A 24,707-nucleotide genomic window follows, 5' to 3' on the forward strand; every position below is an offset into this window, starting at 1 on the left:
ACGAAAAACAAAAGAAGCCCGGCACATGCCGGGCTTTTTTCTTGCAGCCCCGCTTAGTCCTGGTTGATCGCACCGATCTTGTGGATCGACAGGTCAGCGCCGTAGTACTCCTGCTCCTGGGTCAGACGGATACCCACCACCGTCTTGATCAGGCCATAGACCAGCAGGCCACCGGCGAACGCCAGCGTCACCCCGACCAGGGTGCCCACCGCCTGGCTGGCCAGGCTCACGCCGCCGATGCCCCCCAGCGCAGACTGGCCGAAGATGCCGCACGCAATGCCACCCCAGGCGCCGCAGAGGCCGTGCAGCGGCCAGACACCGAGCACATCGTCGATCTTCCAGCGCACCTGGGTCGCGGTGAATGCCCAGACGAACAAGGCGCCCGCCACCATGCCGCTGACCAGCGCACCGATCGGGTGCATCAGGTCGGAGCCGGCGCAGACCGCAACCAGCCCGGCCAGTGGACCGTTATGCAGGAAGCCCGGGTCGTTGCGGCCCACCAGCAGCGCGGCCACGGTGCCGCCGACCATCGCCAGCAGCGAATTGACCGCCACCAGCCCGCTGGCGCCGACCAGGGTCTGGGCGCTCATCACGTTGAAGCCGAACCAGCCGACGATCAGAACCCAGGACCCGGCCGCCAGGAACGGGATATTCGAAGGCGCAAAGGCCACCAGGCGCCCCTCGCGGTAACGGCCATTGCGCCGTCCCAGCAACAGCACCGCCGCCAGCGCCAGCCAGCCGCCGAACGCGTGCACCACGACGGAGCCGGCGAAATCGTGGAAGGTCGCGCCGAACTCGGCCTTCAACCAGTCCTGGAAACCGAAGTTGGCGTTCCACACCAGCCCCTCGAAGAAGGGATAGAGGAAGGCCACGATCAGCGCCGTGGCACACAATTGCGGACCGAATCGGGCACGCTCGGCGATGCCACCGGAGATGATCGCGGGAATCGCCGCGGCGAAGGTCAGCAGGAAGAAGAACTTCACCAGGGCATAGCCATTCTCCGTCGCCAGGCTCGCGGCGGGCTGCAGGAAGTTCACGCCATAGGCGATCCAGTAACCGACGAAGAAATAGGCCAGGGTCGAGATGGCGAAGTCCGAGAGAATCTTCGACAGCGCATTGACCTGGTTCTTCAGGCGCACCGTCCCGACCTCGAGGAACGCGAAGCCGGCATGCATGGCCAGGACCATGACCGCGCCCATCAGGATGAACAGCGTATTGGAGCCGTGGACAAGGGTTTCCACGGCGCTATTGAGGTTTTCCATCGCTACAGGTAGCCCCGAAGGTCAAGGAGAAAGCACCAAAACGGCCCGCGACCACCTCTATTCGCACCACCCTGAAGCAGCAGCGCACCAAGCGGGGGCCGACTGCCGCCCCGGATTCGCTCACAGGCGATCGGACCAGCACGGCTTTTTTCGATACTTCCTTTGGTTTTTCAGTGTGTTGAGCGGGCTTTCCCGGCCGTTCATCGCTCCGGAAGCGCCCCGCGACGGGGCATTCCGCTCTCCTTGCGCACCAGACAAATGCAAGCGGCATACCACCCGCCCGGAAAATCAGCGGCTAGGCTTTACCACGCACCTTTGGCATCGCCCGTGCACAACTTATGAGAAACTTCCCCGGCCTATGGGGCTCGAAAAACTAAGAACCTCAACCCGATCAAGGAGCATCACATGCCTCGCAAGACCGCAGTGAACGCCGCCAAGGAAGAACTCCTGGCGGAATTCCAGGCCCTCGTCAGCGACACCGAGAAACTCCTGCAGAGCTCCGCAGACCTGGCCGGCGCCGAAGCCGACCAGATGCGCGACCAGATCAACTCCAGTCTCAAGCGCGCCCGGGAAGCGATCTACTCCACCAAGGACGCCGTACGCGACCAGAGCAAGGCCGCGGCGGATGCCACCGAGGAATACGTCAACGAGCATCCCTGGCAGGCCGTGGGTATCGCCGCGGGCATCGGCTTCCTGCTCGGCCTGCTGGTGAGCCGGCGCTGATCCATGAGCGACGGAATGGACGCCGCCAAGGCCAACTCCCCTTCCCTGCGGCGCCTGGGCGCCGCATTCCTCGGACTGTTGCACGGGCACGTCGAGCTGCTGGGCATCGAACTGCAGGAACAGAAGGCGCGCACCGTGCAGATCCTGCTCTTGGCGGGGCTTGCCCTGGTGTTCGCGCTGCTCCTGCTGATCGGCCTGTCGACGCTGGTCCTGCTGCTGTTCTGGGACAGCTATCGACTGCAGGCGGCCATCGGCCTCTGTCTCTTCTATATCGCCGGCAGCCTCCTGAGCGCCTGGCGCCTGTACCAATTGCTCAGCGACGAGAGTTCACCCTTCAGTGCGACGCTCGACGAACTGGCCCGAGACCGGGAGCGCCTGCTGCCATGAGCGAACTGCCGGAATCCGCCCGTAACCTGTCACGGGCGGAATTGCGCAAGGCCATCGTACGGTTGCGCCTGGAAATGCAACGCCAGCAGCTCAAGCGCGAGAGCGACCTGCTGCTGCGCCCCCTGAAGAGCGCCCGCGATATTGGCCAGCGCCTGCGCGGCAGTACTCCCCTGTGGGCTGGCGCCGGTGGCGCGGCGGCACTGGCGCTGCTGCTGGGCAAACGCCGGTGGATTCGCCTGCTGCGCATCGGCATCGCCCTGGCCCCACTGCTGCTGCAACTGCGCAAACCGCGGAGCGAGACGCCACCGCCGTCCTGAGTGGCCGCATTCTTGCAACGTGACAACGACCCGCGCCGCTGGCGCCTGCTGTCACACCACTAAGGATGTGCCCCGTGACCGAAGGACAACCGATCGCCTGCTTCCAACCCTTCATCGACACCGCGACCGGCCTGGTCGCGGGCGTCGAGGCCCTGGGGCGGCTGCGCCAGGACAATGGAGAACTGCTTTCGGTCGGCCCGCTGTTCTTCAATCCGCGCGTGAGCTTGAGCGAACTGCGCCGACTCGATCGGCAGATCCGCGATGCGGCCCTGGCGCGTATCCACGAAGCACCGTCGGACTGGTTCCTCAGCCTGAACATCTCGCCGCGCTGGATCAGCCGCCTGCGTCCGAACCAACCGCTCCCCAGCCTCAAGCAGCTGCAACAGCAAGGGGTGCCGCCCAAGCGCGTGGTCTTCGAGATCACCGAACTGGGCGGCGGCCACCAGCGCCTGCCGGAAGTGGTCGCGCGCTACCGCGAAGCCGGCGCGCGCATTGCCATCGACGACTTCGGCGCCGGTTACTCACAGCTCGACCGCGTTCTGGCGCTGCAACCGGACATCCTCAAGCTCGACATGCGCCTGTTCCAGGCCGCCGCCCGCGGCGGGCCCAGCGGCGACGTGGTGAAGGCCCTGGCGCAGATGGCCGAGAGGACTGGCTGCTGGATCATCGCCGAGGGCGTGGAGACCGAGGAGGAAATGGACTTCGCCCTGGAGTGCGGTGCCCGCTACGTGCAGGGTTACCTGTTCGCCAGACCCGAACTGGAATTCCCGGCCAGCAACGCCTTCCGCGAAGCCTTCGCCCAGCACCGCGATCGCTACGTGAGCCGCAAACTACGGGAGCGCGCCAGCCTTATCCAGCTACGCCAGCAGCTAGCCGGACTGATGGACATGTTGCGCCCCTGGGCCGAGAGCGGCGCCATCCTCAGCAGCATCCCCGCGGCGCCGGAATCCTTCACCCGACTGCTGCGCATCTACCAGTGCGACCGCCACGGCACCCAGACCTCGCCCAACCTGGAGTGGAACGGGCTGTTCTGGAAAGAGGACCGGCGCTACCTGGGCCACAACTGGTCCTGGCGTCCATATTTCTACCAGCTGCTGGCCGAGGGTTGGGAGGAGCGCCGCCTGATGCTGTCCAACACCTATCGCGACGCCACCACCAACCAGTACTGCATGACCGCCGGACAGTTCATCGACCAGGGTCGACGACTGCTCCTCATCGATATCGACGCCGAGGGTCTGTAGCCCCGCGATTGAGATTGCCGGCGCGAACGGCTAGCGTTGCCGGTAACTCTCCAAGATTGCGGAACCACGAATGGACTGGCACACCCTGCTTCCCCGAGAACGCCTCGGCAAACCGGTACACAGCAGCGCCGAGCTCGGTCGCAGCGCCTTCCACAAGGACCACGACCGCATCATCTTCTCCGGCGCCTTCCGCCGCCTGGGCCGCAAGACCCAGGTGCACCCGGTATCGAGCAACGACCACATCCACACCCGCCTGACCCACTCGCTGGAGGTCGGCTGCGTCGGCCGCTCGCTGGGCATGCGGGTGGGCGAAATCCTCCGCGACCGCCTGCCGGAATGGTGCGACCCGGCCGACATGGGCGTGATCGTGCAGTCCGCCTGCCTGGCCCATGACATCGGCAACCCGCCCTTCGGCCACTCCGGCGAAGACGCCATCCGCCACTGGTTCCAGCAGGCCGCCGGACGTGGCTGGCTGGACGACATGAATGACGAGGAACGTTCCGACTTCCTGCATTTCGAAGGCAACGCCCAGGGCTTCCGCGTGCTGACCCAGCTGGAATACCACCAGTTCGACGGCGGTACCCGCCTGACCTACGCGACACTCGGCACCTACTTGAAGTACCCCTGGACCGCCCGCCATGCCGACTCGCTGGGCTACAAGAAACACAAGTTCGGTTGCTACCGCAGCGAGCTGCCGCTGCTGGAACAGATCACCCAGAAGCTGGGTATGCCGCAGCTGGAGGCCGAACGCTGGGCGCGCCATCCGCTGGTCTACCTGATGGAGGCGGCGGACGACATCTGCTACGGCCTGATCGATCTCGAAGACGGCCTGGAGATGGAGCTTCTCGACTACGCCGAAGTCGAAGCGCTGCTGCTCGACCTGGTCGATGACGATCTACCGGAAACCTACCGCCAGCTCGGCCCCAATGACTCGCGCCGACGCAAGCTGGCGATCCTCCGCGGCAAGGCCATCGAGCACCTGACCAATGCCGCGGCGCGGGCCTTCGTCGAGCAGGAGCCGGCGCTGCTGGCTGGCCAGTTGACCGGCGACCTGGTGGAGCACATGCATGGCCCCGCCAAGCGCTGCGTGCAGCGGGCCAAGGCCATGGCGCGGGAAAAGATCTTCCAGGACAAGCGCAAGACGCTCCATGAAATCGGCGCCTACACCACCCTGGAAATTCTGCTCAACTCCTTCTGCGGTGCGGCCCTGGAGCAGCATGGCGGACGAACCCCATCGTTCAAGCACCGGCGAATCCTCGATCTGCTTGGACAGAATGCGCCGGACCCGAGCTGGCCGCTGTATCGCTCCTTCCTGCGTGTCATCGATTTCATCGCCGGCATGACGGACAGCTATGCGACGGAACTGGCGCGGGAAATGACCGGGCGCTCCAGCCCGAGCTGAGCCTCATGCCACTCGCCCGGACCTGGCCAGTTGCTCACTGAGCCCTCGCTGCAGATCGGTCATCGCCGAGACGACAGCCCGTACCCTTGCGCAAATTTCCGATAGGTCCGGATGATTGCGGCAGGCCGCCTCCAGCTCGGCGCAAACTTCCTGCAGGGTTCTCGCATTCACCAGGCGGGCAGCACCTTTCATGCGATGCGCCAGATCACCCAGCTGCTTCCAGTCCTGCGCCGCCAGCAACGGTCCGACCTGTTCGATATCGGCGTCATTGCTGCTGTACAGTTCCTCCAACAGCCGCCGAATCAACGCAGGGTTCCCCTCCGTCATTTCCTCCAGCAATTGGAGATCGACGCCTTCCACTGCATCGCGCTCGGTGTCGGCCACAATGCTGGGCACGGACTCCAGACGCTTGCTCAGGTTCTCAAGACCGATGGGTTTGAACAGGCAGTCGTTCATACCGGCTCGGCGGCAGTTTTCCACCTCATCCGGTTGGGCGTTGGCGGTGAAGCCGAAAATCACACAAGGCTCCACATTCATTTCCACCTCCAACTCACGAATTCTGCGCGCCAGGTCGTAGCCGTTGAGCACCGGCATGCTGCAGTCCGTAATCACCAGGTCGAAATCACCGGGGTGCCATATCTGCAGAGCCTGTGCACCGTCAGGTGCCACGTCCACCTGGTGCCCGAGGTGCTCTAGCTGCTGCGTCAGCAGCAGACGGTTTGCGGCATGATCATCCACCACCAGTACCCGGAGCGACTTGCCCCGGACCTGTGGTTCCATCCTGGTGACCGTCTTCTCTTCAGGCAACGGCTCCAACACCTGCAACAGCAAACTCACGCTGACTCGCGTGCCACGCCCCAGCTCGCTTTCCAGGTGAACGCTGCCACCCATCATTTCCGCCAGCTTGCGGCAGATGGTGAGCCCCAGCCCTGTGCCGCCACGAGAGACATGGCTGTTCTGCGAGGCCTGGCTGAAAGGCTCGAAGAGCTGGGTCTGATCGCTGGCGGATATCCCGATACCGCTATCTTCGACCGCGACATTCAGCGCAATGCGTCCCCCCATGAGCAGTTCCCCGCCCACCTGAATCCGCACCTGGCCCTTGTCGGTGAACTTGATGGCATTGCTGACCAGATTCGACAGTATCTGCTTGAAGCGCAGCGGATCGATGAGAACCTCGCAGGCCGCATCAGCTTCTATCTCCACCTTGAGTTCCAGCCTCTTCTGCCGCGCCAGGCCATCGAACACCCGGGCGATGGATTCGACCAGCTCACGCAACCGGGCCCGCTCCGGCATCAGGGCCAGACGTCCCGACTCGATCTTGGCGACGTCGAGAATATCGCCGATCAGGGTCAGCAGGGACTTGGCCGAGTCATAGGCGACCTCGACCGGCTCGCGCTCCCAATGTCCCTGGTCTGCGCGCGTCAGCGCCAGCTCCAGCATGCCGATCACCGCGTTCATCGGCGTGCGGATTTCGTGACTCATGGTGGCCAGGAAGGTGCTCTTGGCGCGGCTGGCCTCTTCGGCCTGGTCCTTGGCAGCCTGCAACTGGTGATGCAGACGTTCGCGCTCGGTGACGTCGAGCCAACCGCTCACCACCCCCAAGACCTCGCCCTTTTCTCCCCGATAGGGCGTCACCCAGTGATAAACCTCCAGTTCATTGCCGCGTAAGCGGAAAACCCGGTCTGCCGTCAATGCCGTTCCCTGCTCCATGGCCTGCAATAGATCCTGATGCAAAGCTTGAGCTTCCTCGGCGGGCAGCCAGTCGCAATCGACGAGGCGGCTGCCTTGAGCAGCCTCTCGGGTCATGCCCGTAACCTCGAGAAAACTGCGATTACAGGTGAGCAGCCGCCCCTCTCTGTCCCTCACGGCAACCGGGTGGGGAATTCCGTCGATCATCGCGCGCTTGAATCCGAGCCGATAACTGAGCTCCTTCTCCGACAACCGACGGCGGCGAACCTTCACCTGCAAGTACCAGTTCCACAACAACACGAGGCAGAGCAGCACGATGCCGGCCGAAACCAGTTGCACGATCTGGGCACGATAGCCGTCCCAGACGCTATCGGGATTTTCGGCGTTCGCTGCCCAACGACTGATGACATTGGCCATATCATCCGGAGAGATCGCCAGTATCGCCTTGTTCAGGATGCTCAACAGTTCCGGGTCCGCCTGGGACACGGCAATGGAGAACTGGCCCGGCTCCCGATCCAGGGAAGCAGCCACACGCAGATCATGGTAATAACGTGAAATCAGGTAATTCGCCGACGTCAACAGATGGAGGCCCGCATCCACCTTGCCCTCACTGATCATCGACAAGTCGTCGACGTTGTTCTCTACTGGCACCAGCCGCGCCTGTGGATGCTGTTCACGCATGAAGCTTTCCAGAATCGACCCCTTGGGCACAGCGACACGCCGCCCGCGAAGATCGGCCAGGGAATGGAACCAATTGGCGTTCTTCCCTATCACGACCACGAAGGACGCCGTCATGTACGGACGGGTGAACGTCAACAACTCCTCCCGATCCAGGGTCGGAGTCAGTGCGCCAATCGCCTTCGCCTTGCCATTCCTGACATCGTCCATCATTGCCGTAATACCGGTCTCGGGCTGCACGTCGAAGCTGAGTCCCGTCCGCGCGTGGATGAGGTCCAGCAGGTCCGCGGTGATCCCCCTGAAATTCTGTTGCGAATCGAAGAAGGAAATCGGCGCCAGCGCTCGATCAACTACCAGCACCGGGTGCGGGTTGCGCTCCATCCAGCGCTGCTCCTGTGGGGTGAGGATCAGTCGCCGGTTGACGATGGAATAGGCCCCCCCTGGGCTCCAGCGGCGCTGGATGCTGTTGCCGACCTGCTGCGGCGTAGCTGCCAGTGCGTGATTGAGGATTCTCAGCAAGGGATCTTCGGCGATTCTGACGGCAAAGCTGAATCCCGCGCCGTTGAAGCTGGCGAAATTGAGCGACTTCAGATTGGCGAGATAACCCTGGCTGATCAGGTATTGCGCGCTGAATGCATCCCCCACGAATAGGTCCGCCTGGCCGAATGCCACCGCCTCGAGCGCCTTGCTCACGGACTGGAAAGGTATGATCGTGGCCTTTGGGAAATACTTGGCAATCTCCTCGCCGGAAAAGTAATCGCTGACCACCGAAATCCGCTTGCCAAGCAACTGCTCCGCGCTGTCCAGCCGCAGTCCCTGGGGACCGACGACGACCGGTTGATTGGTGAAGTAGGGGTGGGAAAGACTGATCCCCGGGATGTTCGACTCATAGTCGGTCGCACAACTCAGCAGGTCGATCTCTCCGTGCAGGAGTGCCTCGATCGCGGCATTTCTATCGGCATATCGGCGCACTTCGACACGGACGTTGAGAGCGTCGGCAAGCACTCCCATGTAATCGGCGGTGACACCCTCCAGGTCCGTGCCACTGGCGGTGATATCGAACGGCGCGTAATCGGGTGCAGTCACCCCCAGTACGAGGGTGCGCTTGCTTCGCAGCCACTGCCAGTCTGCCTCATCCAAGGAAACCCTGACCGGCACGTCCAGCGACCGAGCCAGCAGATTCATCGGGGACCAGGAGCTCAATTCCTTTCCCTGAGCCCCCAGGCAACCCAGCAGCAGTGCTGCCATGAGAGCCAAACGAAGGTGTCTACGCCAGTTGAACATCAGCCACCTCAGACCAAGGCGTTACGCTTGGCGAATTCGATCAGATCGACCAGAGAATGAGCATTCAACTTCAGCAGCAGTCGTGTCTTGTAGGTACTGACCGTCTTGTTGCTGATGAACATCTGCTCGGAGATTTCCTTGTTCGAATAGCCATTGGCCAGGTACTGGAGCACAGCCATTTCGCGGTCGGAGAGACGCTGGATGAGCTCTTGGTCATCCATTTGTCCGCTGTTTTTGCGAGTCTGCCGAATGGCCGTGCTGGGGAAATAGTTGTACCCCGCCACCACGGCGCTGACTGCGCTGATCAGCTCAGCCAGCCCGCCTTGCTTGCAGACGAACCCCGAGGCACCGGCCTGCATGCAGCGCATGGCGAACAGCGAAGCGCTCTGCCCGGTCAGCACCAGGATTTTCAGTGGCAGCTCGAAGGCGGAGATGCGGCTGATGACTTCCAGGCCATCCAGGCGGGGGATTCCGATGTCCAGGACAACCAGATCCGGGACAAGGTCCTTGACCAGGGAGAGAGCGTCCACGCCGTTGTCCGTCTCGCCTACGACGACATGGCCTTCTTTTTCCAGCAGCACCCGCATTGCCATGCGGATTACCGGGTGGTCATCGACAATCAGTACCTTGCTCACGGAATCCCTCCGACAGTTTTCATCAAGTGAAATATCTGCCGGTAAGATATCTTCTAAGCTTGTTCTGTCGAGACAAGCTCCCCTCGATATTTATCATCAAAGGAAATTCCTACAGAACAAGCGTAGATATCCTACAAAGCTCCTAAAGCCTTGATCGTCGAACCCCCAAAAAACACAACTACCACTCTCCATACCCGACTTCCAGGCAGATCCTTCTGACATCAAACAAGCAAAACACCGGCAGCGCTCTTCCCACAGGAGCAGCACCATCGAAAGCTCTCTTGACGAATTTCCAGGATGGCCACCCTCCAGTTGATGATCATCCGACTCTCAGGTAATCCACCCCGCCCGCCCTGAAAGCGCGAAGCTGCCGGGGTCTGCGAGCCGCAGCCACTGAATGGAAGGCATAATGGCCGCAGCGCCGTGGAGCAGGTATCGACATCTGCGAGGCGCCCCGCAACTGGTCGCACAGAAGAGCCTGATCGAGGCCTGGAGACCGATGTACGAAGTGTCTTCGGAACTGCACTGGACGATATTGCAACTGGCCGAAACGAACGGATTTCAGATACCAATGGAAATTGAAAACCTCCATCTCCCCATCGACATTCAAAGAGCCAATCAAAACCATAAACATGCAAGCGAGACATCCATCAATTCATGCTTTACCTCACTTCCAATGGAATAACCCATCAAACTCTTGCCCCCCGACGAGCGCCCCAACAAAGATAAACTTCAGAACCTCACTCGAAACATTAATACGTCGAAATCATTCCGAACACGGAACACTTTCCAAAACGAACTTTCTGAACCCGACAAAGCCCATAAGGCTCACCGCCAGGAGAAATCGTCATGCATGCCCCTGAGCTCGCCATTCTGGTCGTCGAGGATCATCCCTTTCAGCTGATCGCCATGCAGGTGCATCTCAACCGCACGGGTTTCTTCTGCCTGACCCCCGCGCTGGACGCCGAGGAAGCCCGGAAGGCCTGCCAACGGCGCGGAAAGCCCATCGACCCGCGGCTGTGCGACATCAATCTCCCGGCCACCAACGGCGTGGAGCTGCTTGGCGAAGTGGCGGCATACGGCAAGCGATACTGTTCAGTTGCAAGGAGGAAGACGGACTAGAGAGGCTGGAACAAAACCTCAAAGGCTGCGGTCCTCCCCTCCTTGTCTGCCTGTCCAACCCCCTGGACCAGCAGACGCGGCTGCAAACCCTGCCCCAGAAACGCACATGACGCCCCAGATGCACTGCCACCTTCAGCAGCGCATGCATCTCGGGCACACCATTACTACACCTTGACGTTGACGGGCTGATCCGGATACCAGGCGTCCATCAAAGGCCCCGCCGTATAGCCGGCCAGTTCCGGCTGCTGCTTGAGCCAACCGTCGACTGTGGCGCGCTGCTCTTCACTGACCGATCCCCGGTGCGCCAGGCAGATGAAGCCGTATTCGTCACAGCCGCCATACACCATGTCGTTGGGCTCCACCGCATCGGCCGCGAAGCGCTTCATGAACGCCGCGACAGCGGCTTCATCCAGCCCCTCCTTGTATTGGAAGCTCAATTCGAATCCCAACTCTTGCATTTGACTATTTATCACCCTTTGTCATTCTTTCCTAAACCCCCTTGGAATGGGCCATTCAGACGCTCAGAGCAACTCAATAAAAATGACAATTATCAAAGACACCCGGGCCATCCGCTTTCACCCATTCGCTGCAATCGACCCAGAAGTGGCGAATCTGATTATCCAAGGGGCTTCCCTCCATCAACGAGCCGTCGGCAAGAATAACTACACCATCCGTGTTCCCGTGCGGCTGCTGGAGGCCTATTGCGATATTGCCGCTCTGCGAATAACCATGGACACGCTCAGAAGCCCCGCCATCGAGGCAATTATGCAGAGCTTCTCCGCCGCGATGGCAGGCCAGGCTCTGGTGGAGCATTCGGGAGGAGTGAGCGAAGCATATTGTCGCAATCTTTATCAGGCGCTCACTACGGCACAAACGCTACTCCCCGACGCTCACGCTTTCTCATGGAACATCTCCCTGTTCAAACCCGACGCAGCCGTATGCGCAAAGATCTCCTCGACTAGTAATTACAAACGTTGGTACTGGAAAGGCTGGTCAATCATATTCCCGCGTCAACCGAGTATGTACCTACGACTAGCTCAGCTCGTAGCCCCTTATGGGCGGGCGTTTGTAGAGATCATCTACGCGGAGATTACTAAGTACTATCGAGGCCGAAATAACGAATTTCGACCCGAATGGAATCACATGTTCGACTATCTCGGTGAGCACCACACCCTGTGGCCCCTGAGCACCTTCAAAACCGAAGCTGGTGTGAAAAGCTTCATGCTCGACTTTACTGTAGCCCACTTCACCAAGGCAAAAGAAACCCGGCAAGACGCAAGTTCAAAAATAAAAGCCTGGAATCGCTTTATAAAATCTGTTGAAGAGTGTCTATGCAAAACAGGGGCATGGGCAAATATTACCTCTCCGATCAAACGGCCACCTTCGTCAAACAAACATGGATCTGAAACAAAATTGAAAGAGCGCGAAGACGGACTGCTTATCCAAGAGAAACTCCTCACTAGCATTCCCCTTCACGTAACTGACTCGGAAGCTGTAGATGTCCTGTTCTTCCATATCAAAAACCACCTTGCCACGGTTCGTAGTTGGGCAACCCATCAGGCCGAAAACCTAAAATACCGACAAACCCATCGCGTGTCGCTGGCTCAGAAAGGTAAGCCGATCATCGAGTACACAGGTAAACGTGCCGCGAATCGGTACACCCTGGCTGACGTCTGCGCGACACTTGAAGCCGCCGACACCAAGGTGCCATCAAGTTTCCTTTGCAAAGTCTACAGTCGAGTAACCGGCGAACCTTGCAAGTCTCTAGACCTTGCCAATATTTACGGACTCCCCATGGCAGGACAGCTGTTCCCTCTGCAGTGCTTGTTAGTGCTGGAGCATCCTGAAATAACGACGAGCTTTATAAAGAACTTCGAGCTTTACAACCAGCAAGGTCAATTGTCGGGGTTTGATGAGGAGAGGCGTCTGCTCACTGGATACAAAAACCGCAAAAAACCAAGTGAGCGAGAGCAGGTCATTGAACTCAATGACACATCATTCGAAATAGTGAAGGACATCATCGAGATCACCAGCGTTGGACGGAGAAAGCTTCGCGCTCAAGGGAATGACAGTTATCGTTACCTATTTATCACATCAGGCCAAAATATCACCCATTTTCGGCAGGCCAGTGTAACCGTCTGGAACAACACCACCCTTAATCATGTCGACAACCTTCGCGAGAAATTGATCGCGCAATTTAGACCCCACAGCGACCTGCCGTCTAACGAGTTATTCGAACTCATCAAACGGGTTCGATTAACGAATATCCGAGCCTCCAGAGCAGTTGAGGTTTTTATTCAGACAAAAAGTAGTGAGGCCATGTCTAAGGCCCTTGGTCATACACACTACTACCCAGACCTGCTCAGCCACTACCTCCCGGACGCACTAATGGCATTTATCAAAGCTCGGTGGATCCGAATCTTTCAGAAGGCACTCATCTGTGAAGCCATGAAGGATAGTCCTCACCTCCTTCGGGTGACCCGATTCAACACTATGGATGAACTGGATAGCTTTTTGGATAGCCACCGAATCAAAGAAATCCCATCCCAAGCTTCCGATCCTGAACGCACAGAACAGTGGGCAATCACCGAGATCAGTGAAGCTGTGCTCTCTATCGGCGTGCCGTTCCTGGCTTCTCTGCTCTCGCTCGAAGCAGCCGTCACGGCCTCCACCGATCGGGCTCGCGTATGCGGTAAAGCAGAATATTGGGCGTCTTTTGCAGACAAAATTAAGGCAGAAATCACGAGCGGCTATAGCCGTCTGCTTAAAAAACATCTGAATGCTGCGATAAAACTGATCGACGCAAAAAAAATGGAGTCATTGATCTATGTCCCCGGGCACTGGAAGTAAATCTATAACTGGATACGAGTTCCTCGATGATTTCGGGATCACAAATCTAGCGCCTCATACCTCCGCACCTTGGCTGCACAGTGACTTCCATGAGAACCGCTGGGCAGTTCAGATCAACCATAAAAATCCATACGAACTTGATTGGGAAGTTCCTCTGTGGGATGGCAGCCTATTGACTGATGATCAGAATGACACACTACTCCGGTCGCTGAAGCACCTACTAATAATCTCCACAATTGGAGTCAACGAAGAGTTTGCGACGCTCGCCCCACATTCCCATAACACGCGCCTGATACACATTTTAAAACTAATTGACTACCTGCTGATCCACGCTCAAAGTCTTGACCTAATCCAGTTTGGCCTTGGCGCCTTGAGCTCTGATGATTTAAAAAAAATACTCAACAATCTGGCCTCTTCCCCAAGATTTGAAGAATCCGTTTATGCATGGCATAAACGTGCATCCACTTTCTGTAACACTCAGTTGAGCAATCTCAGTGACAGCGAGGCTGAAGAAATCCTTGCCAAATATCCAAGTATGCTGGAGGTCAATGATGAGGAATGCGAGAGTCTTACGCTCGCTATCACCGTGACTGAGATCCCAAGGATTCGTGCCGCTCTCATGAAGGCCAAGGTGTATTACGGGAACAGCCACCATGGCTTCAAAGTAAATACAAAAGTGCTTTCTGAAAAAGTTTACCCGGACACGATTTTCGGACGGAAAACAGCGAAGTCAGCGCTGGAAGTTCTAAGTTTCTATCCACGCGAAATTAACTACAAGCGCGAGTACCCTGGGGTCAGAGTTACCACAGGTGAATCCGAGAACCTTACGAAAACCGCGTACTTTGACTTTCGCTACGCGCTCGTGAATAGCGCAGCACTCAATACCTTAGGGCTACCCGCCCCCGCAGATGCCAACACCCTCACAGAGTACACTCCGACGCTCAACGAGTCGTCGAGGTACAGAAGCGTGCCATCGGGCAACCTGTTGAGGTTATTCCGTTGCAGTATGGAGTTCCATGTCAAACATGGGAGGAATATCCTAAACGGCTTCATCAGGGTAGCAGCGTATTGCCGCAGTCAGAATCTCACAATCATCCGACTACCCGAAGCGGACTTTTTGAGGATCATCGGGCCGGAGCTTGTCAGCTTTGGCGTCAAAAAGTTAGGACTTTCCAGTCATCTAAGAGTGAAAACAATATCGCCTCGAAAAGGTAGCCGGGAGCAATACTACCAACACCTGCGCGCCAACCATGGGTTGCTTGAGTTGGTGAACGTCTATATTGGCAGCGTTCAATTAGTCGTCGGGATGATCATGGCTCGGCGCATTGACGAATTGATCACACTGGACGCCGCGAGATGCTTGGACAAAAGCAAATCATGGCTCGTCTTCAATCTAGCCAAATCCACACGTAACGCATTAGGGATTCGGCAGCGCGAGTCTAGGCCCATCGACGCCATTGCTGTCGAAATGATTGAGGAACTGCGCCGCTTTCAAAAGATACTCAAGCGACTTCATGTAATTGACGACCTGACCAGCCTGTTCGCAACTCCATGCTCCCTAGGGTACAGAGGATTGCAGGACTGTTCGCGGCACGTCTATAACCGCAATCTGAATTTCGCCTGTGATTACTTCGAAAGCGATGTCACTGCTGACGGGGAGCGTTACTACGTACGCCAACACCAGTTGCGCCGTTTTTTCGCGATTATGTTCTTCTATACCAACAGCTTCGGCGAGTTAGATACCCTTCGCTGGATGCTTGGCCACCGCGATCTCGAACACGTTTGGCACTACCTAACCGAGTGCCTGGAGTCCAAATATCTCAGGGGAGCGGCTGCCCGCTATTTCGCTGACCTCGCCAAACACGAACGGTTGGAAAATTACCAGAATCTGCAGGAACTACTATTCGCGGAGTTCGGCACTACTAAATTCTCCTTGGTCGACGAGCAAAAAATAGAAGATTACCTTTCAGCTATTCTTGAAGAAGGAAAAGCCCGGATTGAACCGCAATTCTTTAACGACGAAAGCGGCAAATCGATGAAAATTCTATTCATTGTCACCCGAGAATAAAATGAGCACTTCACCCAAGCATCAGCTTATAAATAACTCCATAATAAATATACTTGAATTACTTGAAGATATAGAGCGCTCCCCTGGAAATTATATCAACAACGCACAGATTCTGAACGCACTAAAGAGCCAAGGGGGCATCTGCGCACTAAACCTTGACCTCTTCATATTGAACAAACAGATCGCGATACGACCGATAAGCCTTAACACCCTCAAAAAGAGACTCTCCGACAATCACTCTGATACAAACTTTCAGCGCTTCAACAGACTGCGATTACAAGCACAGATGGCGATGAAAAAACTTAGTGAAGAGTTGATCGCTCCAAAGAAGACAGCCCGTTCCGCGATGAAAGATCAGATTGAGGAACTTAAGGCCTCCGTCGCTACACTCCATGCAGTTAACATGGTACTGATACAGGCATTAGAGGTTAACCGAAGGGATCTGATCACGATATCCGACACTGCCAACACCGGGCTGCGACAAAAAAGAATTAACGACGCAATCAATCGAATGATCAATATATTAAGCTTGAATCCGCCGCCCTTCGACGATATGGCTATTTCGTCCATGAGAAAACATTTGCAACTGGTGCCAAATGAAAAAAAGATTCGTTAGGTATCCTGAATCGTCTCAGCTGTTTACCCCCATCCCGAAGCTAAGACTCTACGACTATTTAACATATGACACGATCCAAACGCTTGACGGCAGCAACATGCCCTTCATGAAATGGCCGGATGGCTCTCCCTGTCTGCAAGCAAATTCTTACATGATCAAAATCCGTATGCAGTCCGGCCGAGGAGGGAACGGGCCGTCAAGGTTAGGTAGCAAAGGTGGCACGTTTGGAGAGTATGCGGGTCAGATTAGTCATTTGATCAGATTCTGCTACTACAACAAACTAAACTTCATCGCTCTTTCTGACGACGATTTCTGTGAGTTTATTGATGGGCTCCGCACGGAGTCCACCCCCAACAATACTAGACAACTTAAGAGAAACGAGCGCACAATTACCAGCATTGGCAGAAGATGCTTGAGCTTCCTATCACACGTTGGCGAAATTAACCGAATAAATAACTTCGTCGGCATTGGCGGAACCATTTCCATCCAAATGGTTGACTCGATTTTTTACCGGAACGGAAAATCCTTCAAACGATCCAGTGTTCACCACAGATCTTTCAGGACTGCCAGCGCTAAAAAGACTCGCAAGCCTATTGGTCAGGCGACTATCACAAAATTGCGTGAGGCGGTTGATGAGATTTCCAACTCAGAATTTCTATGCAATCGTCGGCACTTGATGATTTCTTTGTTCGAGGAGCTCGGTGCTCGACGGAGCGAAATTCAGCTTATTACTGTCTCTCAGGCACTGACTGCTAGCAAGTTGAAAAATCCAACAATCCCCATCACCACGCTAAAGCGAGGCGGGATTGGCTTGACGCGCGACCTACCGCTGAGTTCTCCACTGATTGAGGATCTATTGAGATACATTCGAGTCGACCGCCGCGAAATCATGAAACGATTTAGGGGCACTCCAGATCATGGTTTCCTTTTCGTTACTGAGAGAGGCGGACGTCCCTTAGGAATAGACACCCTGACGACCGAGTTTTCATTAATTCGACGCGCAACAGGCATAGAGGAACAAGCTTGTGCGCACCTTTTTAGACATGCATTTTGTACCAACATTGTCGCCAACCTTATTGCTGAAACACAGGCGCTCAGCCCCGACTCATTTAGACAAACTCTGATGACCAATAAGATGTTGGCAGAGCGAGCGATGTCCATGAGCGGCCATGCAACGTTGGAAAGCTTGCTCGACTATGTCGACGCCGCTTTTAGGGTTAAGTCCAAATTCGAACAAGTCATCCACAACGTTGAAATCGCTCGGCGCTATGAACTCTACGAACGTCGGAGAAAGCATCTTCTTCAGGCTTTCAAGACCGGAAAAATCAATAAGGAAGAGTACATTGAACGCGAGGAGGCCCTCACAGCGGCCATGGATCGTGACATTAAGACTGCCGCAACATCAGGCTCCAGCATCGATTAGCTGGTCTACAGCTCTGTCGTTGTAGGCAGAAGAGTGGTTGGCTCGCGCGCCAGCACGCTGGCAATACGGTATAGCTTCTCGACCGTGATGTTCACCTCGCCAAGCTCGAAGCACTCAATCACTTCCCATTTCTAGCCCGGGGGACTAATGGGCGCCACAAACCGAGGTCGTAGTCGCCCCAGCCAGGGCTGCGCCACAACGGCCCGTTTGACCTTCGCCCGCCTCCGCAGTGTGAACTTCAACAGCTTCATCCTTGAAGTCACCCAGACAGACGAGCCGGCAATCAACCTCGTCAAGGATGCACTTGTACTCACGCTTCGCTCGGATGTTTGGCGGGTCGAGATCGTCGTCGAGAATCTCATTGCAGCCGGAAACAATAGTCGCGCCATTACGAGCCCGACTAAGGGCTTTCCCCCGCCCTCGTTAAGCTTGGCGCCCGCCCCTTCTCCGATCAACTGCCAGAAGCAGGTGTGCCAAGAGCAGTGATGGGGTGCAAGGAGCAAGTCGTACTCAAGGGCCTCTGTACCCAAAGCCTATAGGGATGTGGACACTACGCCAACTAGCGTCCGATCTCCCGCAGCTCTTCCCGAATTCGAGCCAGAATGGCGTCGGTGTCAAAGTTCTCTTCAAGGGCGAGATATCCAGCAAGGATGATGCTCACTGGGTGGACTCCTAGTGCGCCGGCCATGCGATCGACTTTCTCCAGTGTGGCACTCCATCTACCGTTCTCCAGGTTGCTGATGTAGGACTGGCTGGGGCCAAGGCTTTCCTGGGGAATTTGTCGTTGGAGCCTATAGGCTCGAATAGCCGCCCCTAGAGCTCGCTTCAGTTCCGATTGCATTTTTAATGCTCGCAAAAGGAACGATAAAGCCGCTTGGGACCGAATTGCTCTATACTATATATAGTATTTTTGGAGTTTTTTTATGTTCCTTACCCCCCTCCAGGCTGAAATCGAGAACTTTGGGCTGTTCGGTGAGACGCCTTGCTGGCGATTTGTAGAGCACAGCATCCATCGCCCATGGTTTTACGTTGCGGCAGAAGAAGTGGATCAGTCGGACAAGGACGGGTTCACGAGACGGCCAATGCTTATGCTGACCGACGAGGATCTTCTGGAGTCATTGCTTGCCGAACAAGGAGAACAGATTAGAGTCGGGATGATTCTGCTAGTTACCCCTAATCACATGAATCAGGCAGGCAGATGGCTAATGGAGCCCCTGGATACTCTCGACCGCTATGAGACCTCGAGGGGACTCACGTTTACGTATCAGGTGCAGGGCGGCAAGCGATACGTTTGGGGAGATGAATCTATCATCAACAAGAAGGGGGTGAAGAAAAGGCAGGTTTTCAGAAACCCAATTCTGGACTGAAACAGCGCGCTCATGAGCTTTAGCGAGCTGAGAATCTGAGCAGCGCCGTCTCGACCTACAGTGTCAATCTTTGTGTCCAGCCTACCCCAGGCAACCATCTCAACTACCTGTACAGCGCGCCCGGGGGCTGCACAATGGTGCAAAAAGTCGCTAAACCCAGCGTTACCAGCAATAAGTACGACTGTGATAATGCCCCACCGAGCGCTGTCACGGACCTCGAGGAGCCCCCCGCAGTGGCCTTCCATACCCTTCCATGCCGAGTGGCATGACCAAGTCGCCGACGTCGTCCGACACACCGAGAGCTGAGGTCTGCAGATGTCCGATGATGCTGACAAACTGGAGAGAATGGAGACTGTGTTCAGCCTTGCCAAGGAGTGGACTCAAGACCAACGTGAGCACGATGTGCTCGACGAGGTGTTCCCCGAATGGTGGGAACCCGGCCACGAGCTGGAAATCACGCCCATTATTTTCTAGGGAGTAAGATTCGCCGCGGATGAGAACTGCTTGGGGGCGGTGGCCGCGCTGCCTCCAGTCAGAATCACACACTGTCCAAGGCAATTGCCCCATAGAGAGCGACCTGCCCTGCCGCACTTCATTGGGAACTACCCCTCCGAGCGCTTTCGGCCGCTACGCAAGAGGCTTGGACATATGCCGCCTTCGTTCGGGAGCGCCTGTGGCGGCGTAGAAGGACGATCACGCACCAGCCCCCCTGGTGCACAATACGGGCCCGCCCGAGGCGTGGGGGTTATGGTCTGCGCCATGGTTCCACAGTGGGGCGGCTGGCGATAGGGGTGGACCACACTCCTAATCCACGGGAAGCTCACTCATCTATCGCCTCCGCTGCTTTGTCTTCCACCTCATCAAGGGCTTTCTGTCGAGAAAAATAAACTTCCAGAGCCTTCTCAATTTGTCTAGCAAAAACAATATTTTTCAGCCAAAAAACAAGTTTAACCAAGAATCGATACTGAAAGATCATCTCCCTAGATCTATAGGAAAACTTGCTGCGCCCATACCTCCCCCCAATCAACCTATCCTGCTCGGCGCGAATCTGCATCTCAATAAATTCGAGATTGAAGATCTCACCCCATCGTTCAATGTCGCCTTTTTCTCTTCCTAAGTGCACCTCTAAGCGATCAGAGGGAGTCACATACCTGGTATGTCCATAGGAGCAGTCAATGCTGGAACCATCAGCGCGCAAACCTTCTAGAAGCTGAATTTTAATTCCGCGATAAGGAGTCTCAACAAACCTACCATCAAATCGTATATCTCGAAAAGGCAAGCTTCCCAATGCCGTCTGCACAGGCTTTTCTGAAAGATCAAACAAGGTAACCAGATCTTGATACTCGATTTTCTCAGCTTCGCCTTTTACTAACAAAACAACCTTTTCAAAGGCATGACCCTTTCGGGCCTTCACCCATATCATTGGGCTAACTAGTTTTCTTTTATAGTAGTAGCGTCGCCATAGCACCCTGAACTCAAGCTCGCCTCCTAGCTCACTGGGTTTCCAGACGAAAATTTCTCTGTAGCCACTGTACAGCGTTGAAAGACTGTAGGCTTTGTAAAAAAGTATTTTATCCATGAACTCAATTAATCCACCAAAAACCTTCTTTACAACCCCACCAATACCTATAGATAAATCCAAGACTTTCTCCCCTAGGTACTTCATCACACCTGAGAAAAGTACCATTTCATGCGAGACAGTTAAACGCTGCCAATTTCCCTTCTGAATTTATTAATCTATCGACATACAGCTCACGCGAAAATCCATCCCTCATCGAAATATCAATGATATAAACGCCAACTTCCAGAGAAAGCTCGGATCTGACACCCACCCTTGCTGAAGTTATTTTTAGCTATCTCCGTTTTTTTGCCTCACACTCCTTTCCGATAGTCCTCGTTGAATATTCTTGGTGCATAGCAGTGGAACGGCTTAGCAAGAAATCAATGCTGAGACCCACTTTTAGAAACACTCCGTAACGTCCCTTCACATTCACTATGAATTTGGATGAACTGCCAGTACGATGTCAGCAGCCTCCTCCACTCCGATGTCCCTAGAGAGCGAAATTGCGTATAGAGATCTCAGGAACCCTGGCATTTCTCCATGCATCACAAAGAGACGGTAGGCTAAGTCGACATCCCACTCTTTCCCGGTGGTCTCCTCGAACCTATCTCCCAAGTGGCAGGCAAATTCCATCCCAAGGCTTGGGAAATCCATTTCAAACCCGTACTGGTAGAAAGGTGCATCGTGGCGTCGAAACAGGTAAGCCTGGCCTCGCTGTGATGCTCCGGTGAATACGACTTGCACTCCACTTACCGGAGCCTGCAGGAGCGCTCTAAATTTAGCCGTGAACCTCTCGAATGCGGACCGGGTTGTCAGGTGTTCAGCAGCCTCAATGACGAGCAAAGCTCTGCCCTTTCCGGCCTGACGGAACTGCTCAAGCAACGCCTTGATGTCGCAGCTTTCGCCCGACGCGAATGGCGACCGGCCACGACAAGCACTCAAGATCGCTTTAGCCCTTCTCACTATGAGGCCCAAGCCTCGTAAGAGCACCAGATGTGGCCTCCGGCTCTGCTCATCGTGAACAGCCTCTTGGAGAGCTGTAGCGATAGCCCGCTCGGGACTATCCGGGTCGGTCAGCAAGTCCGCCTCAGCCACCAGGAAGCCGTGCTGTCTTGCGAGGGGAATGAAATCCTGCTGAAGGAAAGTCGTTTTGCCCTTCTGCTCTGGAGCGAAGATTCTCAAGGCAGGCTGAAGACGATGCTCAAGAATGAAGACCATTTGGCCAGCGAGCTCAGCCCGACAGAAATGAAGCGGGTCGACATCAGTCGTCACTGCCACTAGCCCCCAGGTAAACGGGTCATCAGTATCCCAGCCCCAACGTCTGCGCCTCTGCTGCCAACTGGTCCATAGCAGCTTGACTGGACTTCTCACGAGCCTGCTTGAAGGCAATCAGATCCGCGAGTTTCACTCGTCGGTGGCGCCCAGCCCTGGTATGTGGGATGACGCCCGCCTCCAATAGCTTCACCAGATGCGGCCTGGAAACATTGAGCAGGTCCGCCGCTTCCTGGGTCGTCAATTGGGCATGAATAGGAACAACCTTAACCGCGTTGCCAGATGCGATCTCATTCATCACATCTGCAAGCAGGCGCAGAGCCAGAGTTGGTACTGATATAGGTCGATGCCCCCCCGTAAGGGAAACCAGCTGCATGTCCAAGACATTCTCTGCCGAGAGCAAAGGCTCTAGAGCACGAAGCGCGTCAGCAGCCGCAGCAACCTCCGTCTCGGTAGGCAATGCTGCAGGTATAGCCGCAGATTTAGGCATGGATATCTCCGTCGATATCGGCAGGCGGTGCTCTGCCGCGCCCGCCCTTTTATTCGAAATAAACGAAAAACTCAACAACAGCGCGTAGTGGGCGGGACTTCACCCTATTCGCATCGCTATGCATCGACGACATCCAACAACACCCAAGGCCTGTAACCATCGGCTCGGGCGCTTTTCTCCGCTTCAAGGATTGCCTCGGTTCTGCTCAGTGACCGCGACCGAAACTCATACCGAAATGCGAGCCCATCCTGACGGCGGACGCTTAAGACAATTAGATACCCTCGCATCGGATTGCTAGCTTCGACTGACTTTTTCGCCTTTCTGGGCTGAACACCTAGGGCCTCACGCATCTGGCGCTCCAGATCTTCGTCTGTTCTCATTAAAAACCTCGTGGCAGTGGCCAACGTATCTGGAAAAAAGACAACCGCGACGTTGCTTGGGGAATTGGCTAGTGTGCGTCACACTAAGCATTTTCGACTGACACAGAATCGTGCCGTTCCCCATGCGGAGCTCGTTTCAAAATGAACCTTCAGGACGCTGTCCTTGCGCTTCTGCTTGCAGCCAAAATCCATGGCACCGACAGTGCTATCAAAGCCACTGCGAAACGCTGCGCCAAGCAACTACCTCGCAGCAAGCGCGACATCCTGTTTAGCATTGCGGCGAGCGCCGAGCCCTTGAAGCTTGTCCTGCATATTGCTCATAACCTCGATTGAGTTCTGAGCAACTCCAAAATGAACAGCGCGGGTTAAAGTGAACCAATACGCAAAACCCCGCATTAGCGGGGGCTTAGACGTATTGTTAAGCATCCGGAAAAGAGACCAACCGCTGCCTGGTCGCCCTGTTTTTTGCCCTTTACGAACTGACCGCAGTAGGTGCTACGCGGACCTCATCAGGATTTAGAGAGCGGGGAGGCTCATGCGCACTCTTGGAGATACATTACTCGAACTCCAATTCTTAGTCCAAAAAGCATTGGATACTAAGGATACATTCTCGGAATTAATCCACCAGAGCAGCCACCAAGGCATCAGTCAGCTCCGCAATACGTGTGCACTTGGTCACGAGTAGCGAACTTCCTCTCTAAGAGCCACAGCCCCGATGCGAGCTGCTGCGTCAACCGCTCAATCTCAAGTAAGAGACGAGCAAGCCACGGTTCGGGTAGCAGTCATATCACTGGTTTACCTACTTTAACTGTAATGCTTGCTTCCATTCGGGGGCCTGCCATTCCCACACATGAATTTCCTCGAACGTTTTAGGCAGCAACATCCGACCTATCTCAATACTCGCTGATAACGGTGTCGCGGGGTAGACGTGCACCACACGAGCTCCTGCTCCTGTCAGTCGCTGAAGGAAGCCATCGAACTCACGGCGGAAGTGCTGCAGGTGCGACTCCTTGCGGATGATGCCGCGGTTTGGCAATGCAGCGCGAAACTCAATGACCTCACGGCCGACAGGAGGTGTGACCTGCCCCGAAATACTGACGACCACCGACACCTCGCGTGGCAGTATTTTGGGGACGTCGTAGGTGTAGCTGGGTTCAGGGCATGTATCGCGCTTGTCCCATAGCCAGCCATCATTGGGAAGGTCCATGACATTGGCTCGGTTCTTGTCGCCAATCAATGCGCCGAGCTTCATCAGCATCGGTATCGGCGCAAAGCCGGCAATGGTTAAGTGCGCATTACCGTTACGTTCGACGAGCTCGGGCTGAATGCGCCGGTCGTAGTGGTCGGTCAGCGCTTTCTGCGCACGAGGCCAGAAGTTCGGGTCGTTGTCTTGGAAGTCGAAGTCGCTACGGTTGATGTGGATATGGCTGCCCTGGGGAAACAGCTTGTAGTCGCTGTTCTCCAGCATCGCAAAGTGAATCTGCTCCACGTCAATGTTGGGCACATGTGGCCCAATGGGGAACGTCATCAGCAGTGGCAAGCTCTCCACTACCCCCGTGGCGGAGTAGATGCGTTGAATACGAGCTTCATGTTCACGCTTCATGGCTTGGAGCTGCGGCGCGGTAAACCTGTTTTGCCTCCCGTGCCGGTCGATACGAGAGTGGCAATCATAGCAAGCTAGCATTAGGTTGTTGACGTCTTTGGCTAAGCGCTCCGACTCGCCTTTGACGCCCCGAGCACCTCCAGGACTGTCCGCAATGATGTGCGCATGCTCTCCCGTGAAGGCTCTTTCCTTGGTCAAGAAGTCGCGCCCCACAGGCTTGCAGCAGCCTCGGAATTCGCAGCGACCCGCAGCCGCTACCCAGAGGTCACGCCGCACATCGACGGGAATGCGAGCGCGATCCTGAGTTCGAGTTTCTTTCGTTTGAGCAGGCGCGTTT

22 protein-coding genes and 2 pseudogenes are annotated in these 24,707 nt (G+C 56.0%); 14 read left to right on the forward strand and 10 right to left on the reverse strand.

Annotated elements, in window-relative coordinates; all coding sequences use genetic code 11:
- Positions 1 to 53 precede the first annotated feature (53 nt).
- Complete coding sequence (locus tag ACAW63_RS24180) at positions 54 to 1,262, reverse strand: ammonium transporter (protein WP_371229654.1); 1,209 nt, start codon at positions 1,260 to 1,262, stop codon at positions 54 to 56.
- 405 nt (positions 1,263 to 1,667) lie between these two features.
- Here ACAW63_RS24180 and ACAW63_RS24185 point away from each other — a divergent pair, with 405 nt between their 5' ends.
- From ACAW63_RS24185 to ACAW63_RS24205, 5 genes are all read left to right on the forward strand, one after another.
- Positions 1,668 to 1,985: a YqjD family protein gene (locus ACAW63_RS24185; protein ID WP_371229657.1), complete on the forward strand. Its 318-nt coding sequence runs from the start codon at positions 1,668 to 1,670 to the stop codon at positions 1,983 to 1,985.
- Positions 1,986 to 1,988: 3 nt separating this feature from the next.
- Positions 1,989 to 2,372 (forward strand): phage holin family protein, encoded by a 384-nt coding sequence (locus ACAW63_RS24190; protein WP_371229660.1) that lies wholly within the window; start codon positions 1,989 to 1,991, stop codon positions 2,370 to 2,372.
- Complete coding sequence (locus tag ACAW63_RS24195; protein ID WP_371229662.1) at positions 2,369 to 2,689, forward strand: hypothetical protein; 321 nt, start codon at positions 2,369 to 2,371, stop codon at positions 2,687 to 2,689. Before ACAW63_RS24190 ends, ACAW63_RS24195 begins: the two co-directional genes overlap by 4 nt.
- Before the next feature lie 65 nt (positions 2,690 to 2,754).
- Complete coding sequence (locus ACAW63_RS24200; protein ID WP_371229665.1) at positions 2,755 to 3,930, forward strand: EAL domain-containing protein; 1,176 nt, start codon at positions 2,755 to 2,757, stop codon at positions 3,928 to 3,930.
- A 70-nt stretch (positions 3,931 to 4,000) separates the two neighbouring features.
- Entirely contained in the window at positions 4,001 to 5,332 is a 1,332-nt protein-coding gene (locus ACAW63_RS24205) for a deoxyguanosinetriphosphate triphosphohydrolase (protein ID WP_275610965.1), read from the forward strand.
- 3 nt (positions 5,333 to 5,335) lie between these two features.
- On the opposite strand, the gene ACAW63_RS24210 is transcribed toward ACAW63_RS24205, so the two are convergent.
- Entirely contained in the window at positions 5,336 to 8,983 is a 3,648-nt protein-coding gene (locus tag ACAW63_RS24210) for an ATP-binding protein (protein WP_371229667.1), read from the reverse strand.
- A gap of 8 nt (positions 8,984 to 8,991) precedes the next feature.
- Entirely contained in the window at positions 8,992 to 9,618 is a 627-nt protein-coding gene (locus ACAW63_RS24215; protein WP_275610963.1) for a response regulator transcription factor, read from the reverse strand.
- 409 nt (positions 9,619 to 10,027) lie between these two features.
- Between ACAW63_RS24215 and ACAW63_RS24220 the strand changes: the two genes are divergently transcribed.
- Together ACAW63_RS24220 and ACAW63_RS24225 are read left to right on the forward strand one after the other, a co-directional pair.
- Positions 10,028 to 10,303, forward strand: a complete 276-nt coding sequence (locus ACAW63_RS24220) for a hypothetical protein (RefSeq protein WP_371229669.1) — start codon at positions 10,028 to 10,030, stop codon at positions 10,301 to 10,303.
- A gap of 164 nt (positions 10,304 to 10,467) precedes the next feature.
- Positions 10,468 to 10,850 (forward strand): annotated as a pseudogene (locus tag ACAW63_RS24225) (response regulator).
- A gap of 54 nt (positions 10,851 to 10,904) precedes the next feature.
- On the opposite strand, the gene ACAW63_RS24230 reads toward ACAW63_RS24225, so the two are convergent.
- On the reverse strand, positions 10,905 to 11,198 hold the full coding sequence (locus ACAW63_RS24230; protein ID WP_371229672.1) for a YggL family protein: 294 nt from the start codon (positions 11,196 to 11,198) through the stop codon (positions 10,905 to 10,907).
- A gap of 82 nt (positions 11,199 to 11,280) precedes the next feature.
- On the opposite strand from ACAW63_RS24230, the gene ACAW63_RS24235 reads away from it, so the two are divergent.
- The 4 genes from ACAW63_RS24235 to ACAW63_RS24250 all read left to right on the forward strand — a co-directional run bounded on the left by ACAW63_RS24235 (position 11,281) and on the right by ACAW63_RS24250 (position 17,697).
- The gene (locus ACAW63_RS24235; RefSeq protein ID WP_371229675.1) at positions 11,281 to 13,590 is read left to right on the forward strand and encodes a hypothetical protein; all 2,310 of its coding nucleotides are present in this window, start codon (positions 11,281 to 11,283) and stop codon (positions 13,588 to 13,590) included.
- Positions 13,568 to 15,658, forward strand: a complete 2,091-nt coding sequence (locus ACAW63_RS24240) for an integrase (protein ID WP_371229678.1) — start codon at positions 13,568 to 13,570, stop codon at positions 15,656 to 15,658. The genes ACAW63_RS24235 and ACAW63_RS24240 overlap by 23 nt, the downstream gene beginning before the upstream one ends.
- A 1-nt stretch (position 15,659) precedes the next feature.
- Positions 15,660 to 16,274 carry a hypothetical protein gene (locus ACAW63_RS24245; RefSeq protein ID WP_371229681.1) on the forward strand — a complete coding sequence of 205 codons (615 nt, stop codon included), beginning with the start codon at positions 15,660 to 15,662 and terminating at the stop codon, positions 16,272 to 16,274.
- A gap of 151 nt (positions 16,275 to 16,425) precedes the next feature.
- Positions 16,426 to 17,697: a tyrosine-type recombinase/integrase gene (locus ACAW63_RS24250; RefSeq protein WP_371229684.1), complete on the forward strand. Its 1,272-nt coding sequence runs from the start codon at positions 16,426 to 16,428 to the stop codon at positions 17,695 to 17,697.
- Positions 17,698 to 17,702: 5 nt separating this feature from the next.
- Here ACAW63_RS24250 and ACAW63_RS24255 read toward each other — a convergent pair.
- A pseudogene (locus ACAW63_RS24255) lies at positions 17,703 to 17,804 on the reverse strand (transcriptional regulator); the annotation flags it as partial.
- A 452-nt stretch (positions 17,805 to 18,256) separates the two neighbouring features.
- Positions 18,257 to 18,538 (reverse strand): helix-turn-helix domain-containing protein, encoded by a 282-nt coding sequence (locus ACAW63_RS24260; protein WP_371229686.1) that lies wholly within the window; start codon positions 18,536 to 18,538, stop codon positions 18,257 to 18,259.
- An 82-nt stretch (positions 18,539 to 18,620) separates the two neighbouring features.
- Here ACAW63_RS24260 and ACAW63_RS24265 point away from each other — a divergent pair, with 82 nt between their 5' ends.
- Both ACAW63_RS24265 and ACAW63_RS24270 read left to right on the forward strand, forming a co-directional pair.
- Complete coding sequence (locus tag ACAW63_RS24265; protein ID WP_371229689.1) at positions 18,621 to 19,064, forward strand: hypothetical protein; 444 nt, start codon at positions 18,621 to 18,623, stop codon at positions 19,062 to 19,064.
- Between the two features lie 315 nt (positions 19,065 to 19,379).
- Positions 19,380 to 19,538: a hypothetical protein gene (locus ACAW63_RS24270; protein WP_371229692.1), complete on the forward strand. Its 159-nt coding sequence runs from the start codon at positions 19,380 to 19,382 to the stop codon at positions 19,536 to 19,538.
- 346 nt (positions 19,539 to 19,884) lie between these two features.
- Here the strand turns inward: ACAW63_RS24270 and ACAW63_RS24275 are convergent, their stop codons facing one another.
- The 3 genes from ACAW63_RS24275 to ACAW63_RS24285 all read right to left on the reverse strand — a co-directional run bounded on the left by ACAW63_RS24275 (position 19,885) and on the right by ACAW63_RS24285 (position 22,387).
- On the reverse strand, positions 19,885 to 20,706 hold the full coding sequence (locus ACAW63_RS24275) for a hypothetical protein (protein ID WP_371229695.1): 822 nt from the start codon (positions 20,704 to 20,706) through the stop codon (positions 19,885 to 19,887).
- 351 nt (positions 20,707 to 21,057) lie between these two features.
- Positions 21,058 to 21,843, reverse strand: a complete 786-nt coding sequence (locus tag ACAW63_RS24280) for a hypothetical protein (RefSeq protein WP_371229698.1) — start codon at positions 21,841 to 21,843, stop codon at positions 21,058 to 21,060.
- An 82-nt stretch (positions 21,844 to 21,925) separates the two neighbouring features.
- Entirely contained in the window at positions 21,926 to 22,387 is a 462-nt protein-coding gene (locus ACAW63_RS24285; RefSeq protein ID WP_371229701.1) for a helix-turn-helix domain-containing protein, read from the reverse strand.
- A 521-nt stretch (positions 22,388 to 22,908) separates the two neighbouring features.
- On the opposite strand from ACAW63_RS24285, the gene ACAW63_RS24290 reads away from it, so the two are divergent.
- Positions 22,909 to 23,100, forward strand: a complete 192-nt coding sequence (locus tag ACAW63_RS24290; RefSeq protein WP_371229703.1) for a hypothetical protein — start codon at positions 22,909 to 22,911, stop codon at positions 23,098 to 23,100.
- A gap of 466 nt (positions 23,101 to 23,566) precedes the next feature.
- Here the strand turns inward: ACAW63_RS24290 and ACAW63_RS24295 are convergent, their stop codons facing one another.
- Positions 23,567 to 24,370 carry an SAVED domain-containing protein gene (locus ACAW63_RS24295; RefSeq protein ID WP_371229705.1) on the reverse strand — a complete coding sequence of 268 codons (804 nt, stop codon included), beginning with the start codon at positions 24,368 to 24,370 and terminating at the stop codon, positions 23,567 to 23,569.
- Positions 24,371 to 24,707 lie beyond the last annotated feature (337 nt).

It is taken from the genome of Pseudomonas sp. QE6 (genome assembly GCF_041379005.1).
Classification (GTDB): domain Bacteria; phylum Pseudomonadota; class Gammaproteobacteria; order Pseudomonadales; family Pseudomonadaceae; genus Pseudomonas.

Bases quoted from the DNA above. Each gene is read 5' to 3' on its own strand.
- ACAW63_RS24180 (WP_371229654.1), bottom strand. From the start codon at position 1,262: ATGGAAAACCTCAATAGCGCCGTGGAAACCCTTGTCCACGGCTCCAAT.
- ACAW63_RS24185 (WP_371229657.1), top strand. From the start codon at position 1,668: ATGCCTCGCAAGACCGCAGTGAACGCCGCCAAGGAAGAACTCCTGGCG.
- ACAW63_RS24190 (WP_371229660.1), top strand. From the start codon at position 1,989: ATGAGCGACGGAATGGACGCCGCCAAGGCCAACTCCCCTTCCCTGCGG.
- ACAW63_RS24195 (WP_371229662.1), top strand. From the start codon at position 2,369: ATGAGCGAACTGCCGGAATCCGCCCGTAACCTGTCACGGGCGGAATTG.
- ACAW63_RS24200 (WP_371229665.1), top strand. From the start codon at position 2,755: ATGTGCCCCGTGACCGAAGGACAACCGATCGCCTGCTTCCAACCCTTC.
- ACAW63_RS24205 (WP_275610965.1), top strand. From the start codon at position 4,001: ATGGACTGGCACACCCTGCTTCCCCGAGAACGCCTCGGCAAACCGGTA.
- ACAW63_RS24210 (WP_371229667.1), bottom strand. From the start codon at position 8,983: ATGTTCAACTGGCGTAGACACCTTCGTTTGGCTCTCATGGCAGCACTG.
- ACAW63_RS24220 (WP_371229669.1), top strand. From the start codon at position 10,028: ATGGCCGCAGCGCCGTGGAGCAGGTATCGACATCTGCGAGGCGCCCCG.
- ACAW63_RS24230 (WP_371229672.1), bottom strand. From the start codon at position 11,198: ATGCAAGAGTTGGGATTCGAATTGAGCTTCCAATACAAGGAGGGGCTG.
- ACAW63_RS24235 (WP_371229675.1), top strand. From the start codon at position 11,281: ATGACAATTATCAAAGACACCCGGGCCATCCGCTTTCACCCATTCGCT.
- ACAW63_RS24240 (WP_371229678.1), top strand. From the start codon at position 13,568: ATGTCCCCGGGCACTGGAAGTAAATCTATAACTGGATACGAGTTCCTC.
- ACAW63_RS24245 (WP_371229681.1), top strand. From the start codon at position 15,660: ATGAGCACTTCACCCAAGCATCAGCTTATAAATAACTCCATAATAAAT.
- ACAW63_RS24250 (WP_371229684.1), top strand. From the start codon at position 16,426: ATGATCAAAATCCGTATGCAGTCCGGCCGAGGAGGGAACGGGCCGTCA.
- ACAW63_RS24260 (WP_371229686.1), bottom strand. From the start codon at position 18,538: ATGCAATCGGAACTGAAGCGAGCTCTAGGGGCGGCTATTCGAGCCTAT.
- ACAW63_RS24265 (WP_371229689.1), top strand. From the start codon at position 18,621: ATGTTCCTTACCCCCCTCCAGGCTGAAATCGAGAACTTTGGGCTGTTC.
- ACAW63_RS24270 (WP_371229692.1), top strand. From the start codon at position 19,380: ATGTCCGATGATGCTGACAAACTGGAGAGAATGGAGACTGTGTTCAGC.
- ACAW63_RS24280 (WP_371229698.1), bottom strand. From the start codon at position 21,843: ATGGTCTTCATTCTTGAGCATCGTCTTCAGCCTGCCTTGAGAATCTTC.
- ACAW63_RS24285 (WP_371229701.1), bottom strand. From the start codon at position 22,387: ATGCCTAAATCTGCGGCTATACCTGCAGCATTGCCTACCGAGACGGAG.
- ACAW63_RS24290 (WP_371229703.1), top strand. From the start codon at position 22,909: ATGAACCTTCAGGACGCTGTCCTTGCGCTTCTGCTTGCAGCCAAAATC.
- ACAW63_RS24295 (WP_371229705.1), bottom strand. From the start codon at position 24,370: ATGAAGCGTGAACATGAAGCTCGTATTCAACGCATCTACTCCGCCACG.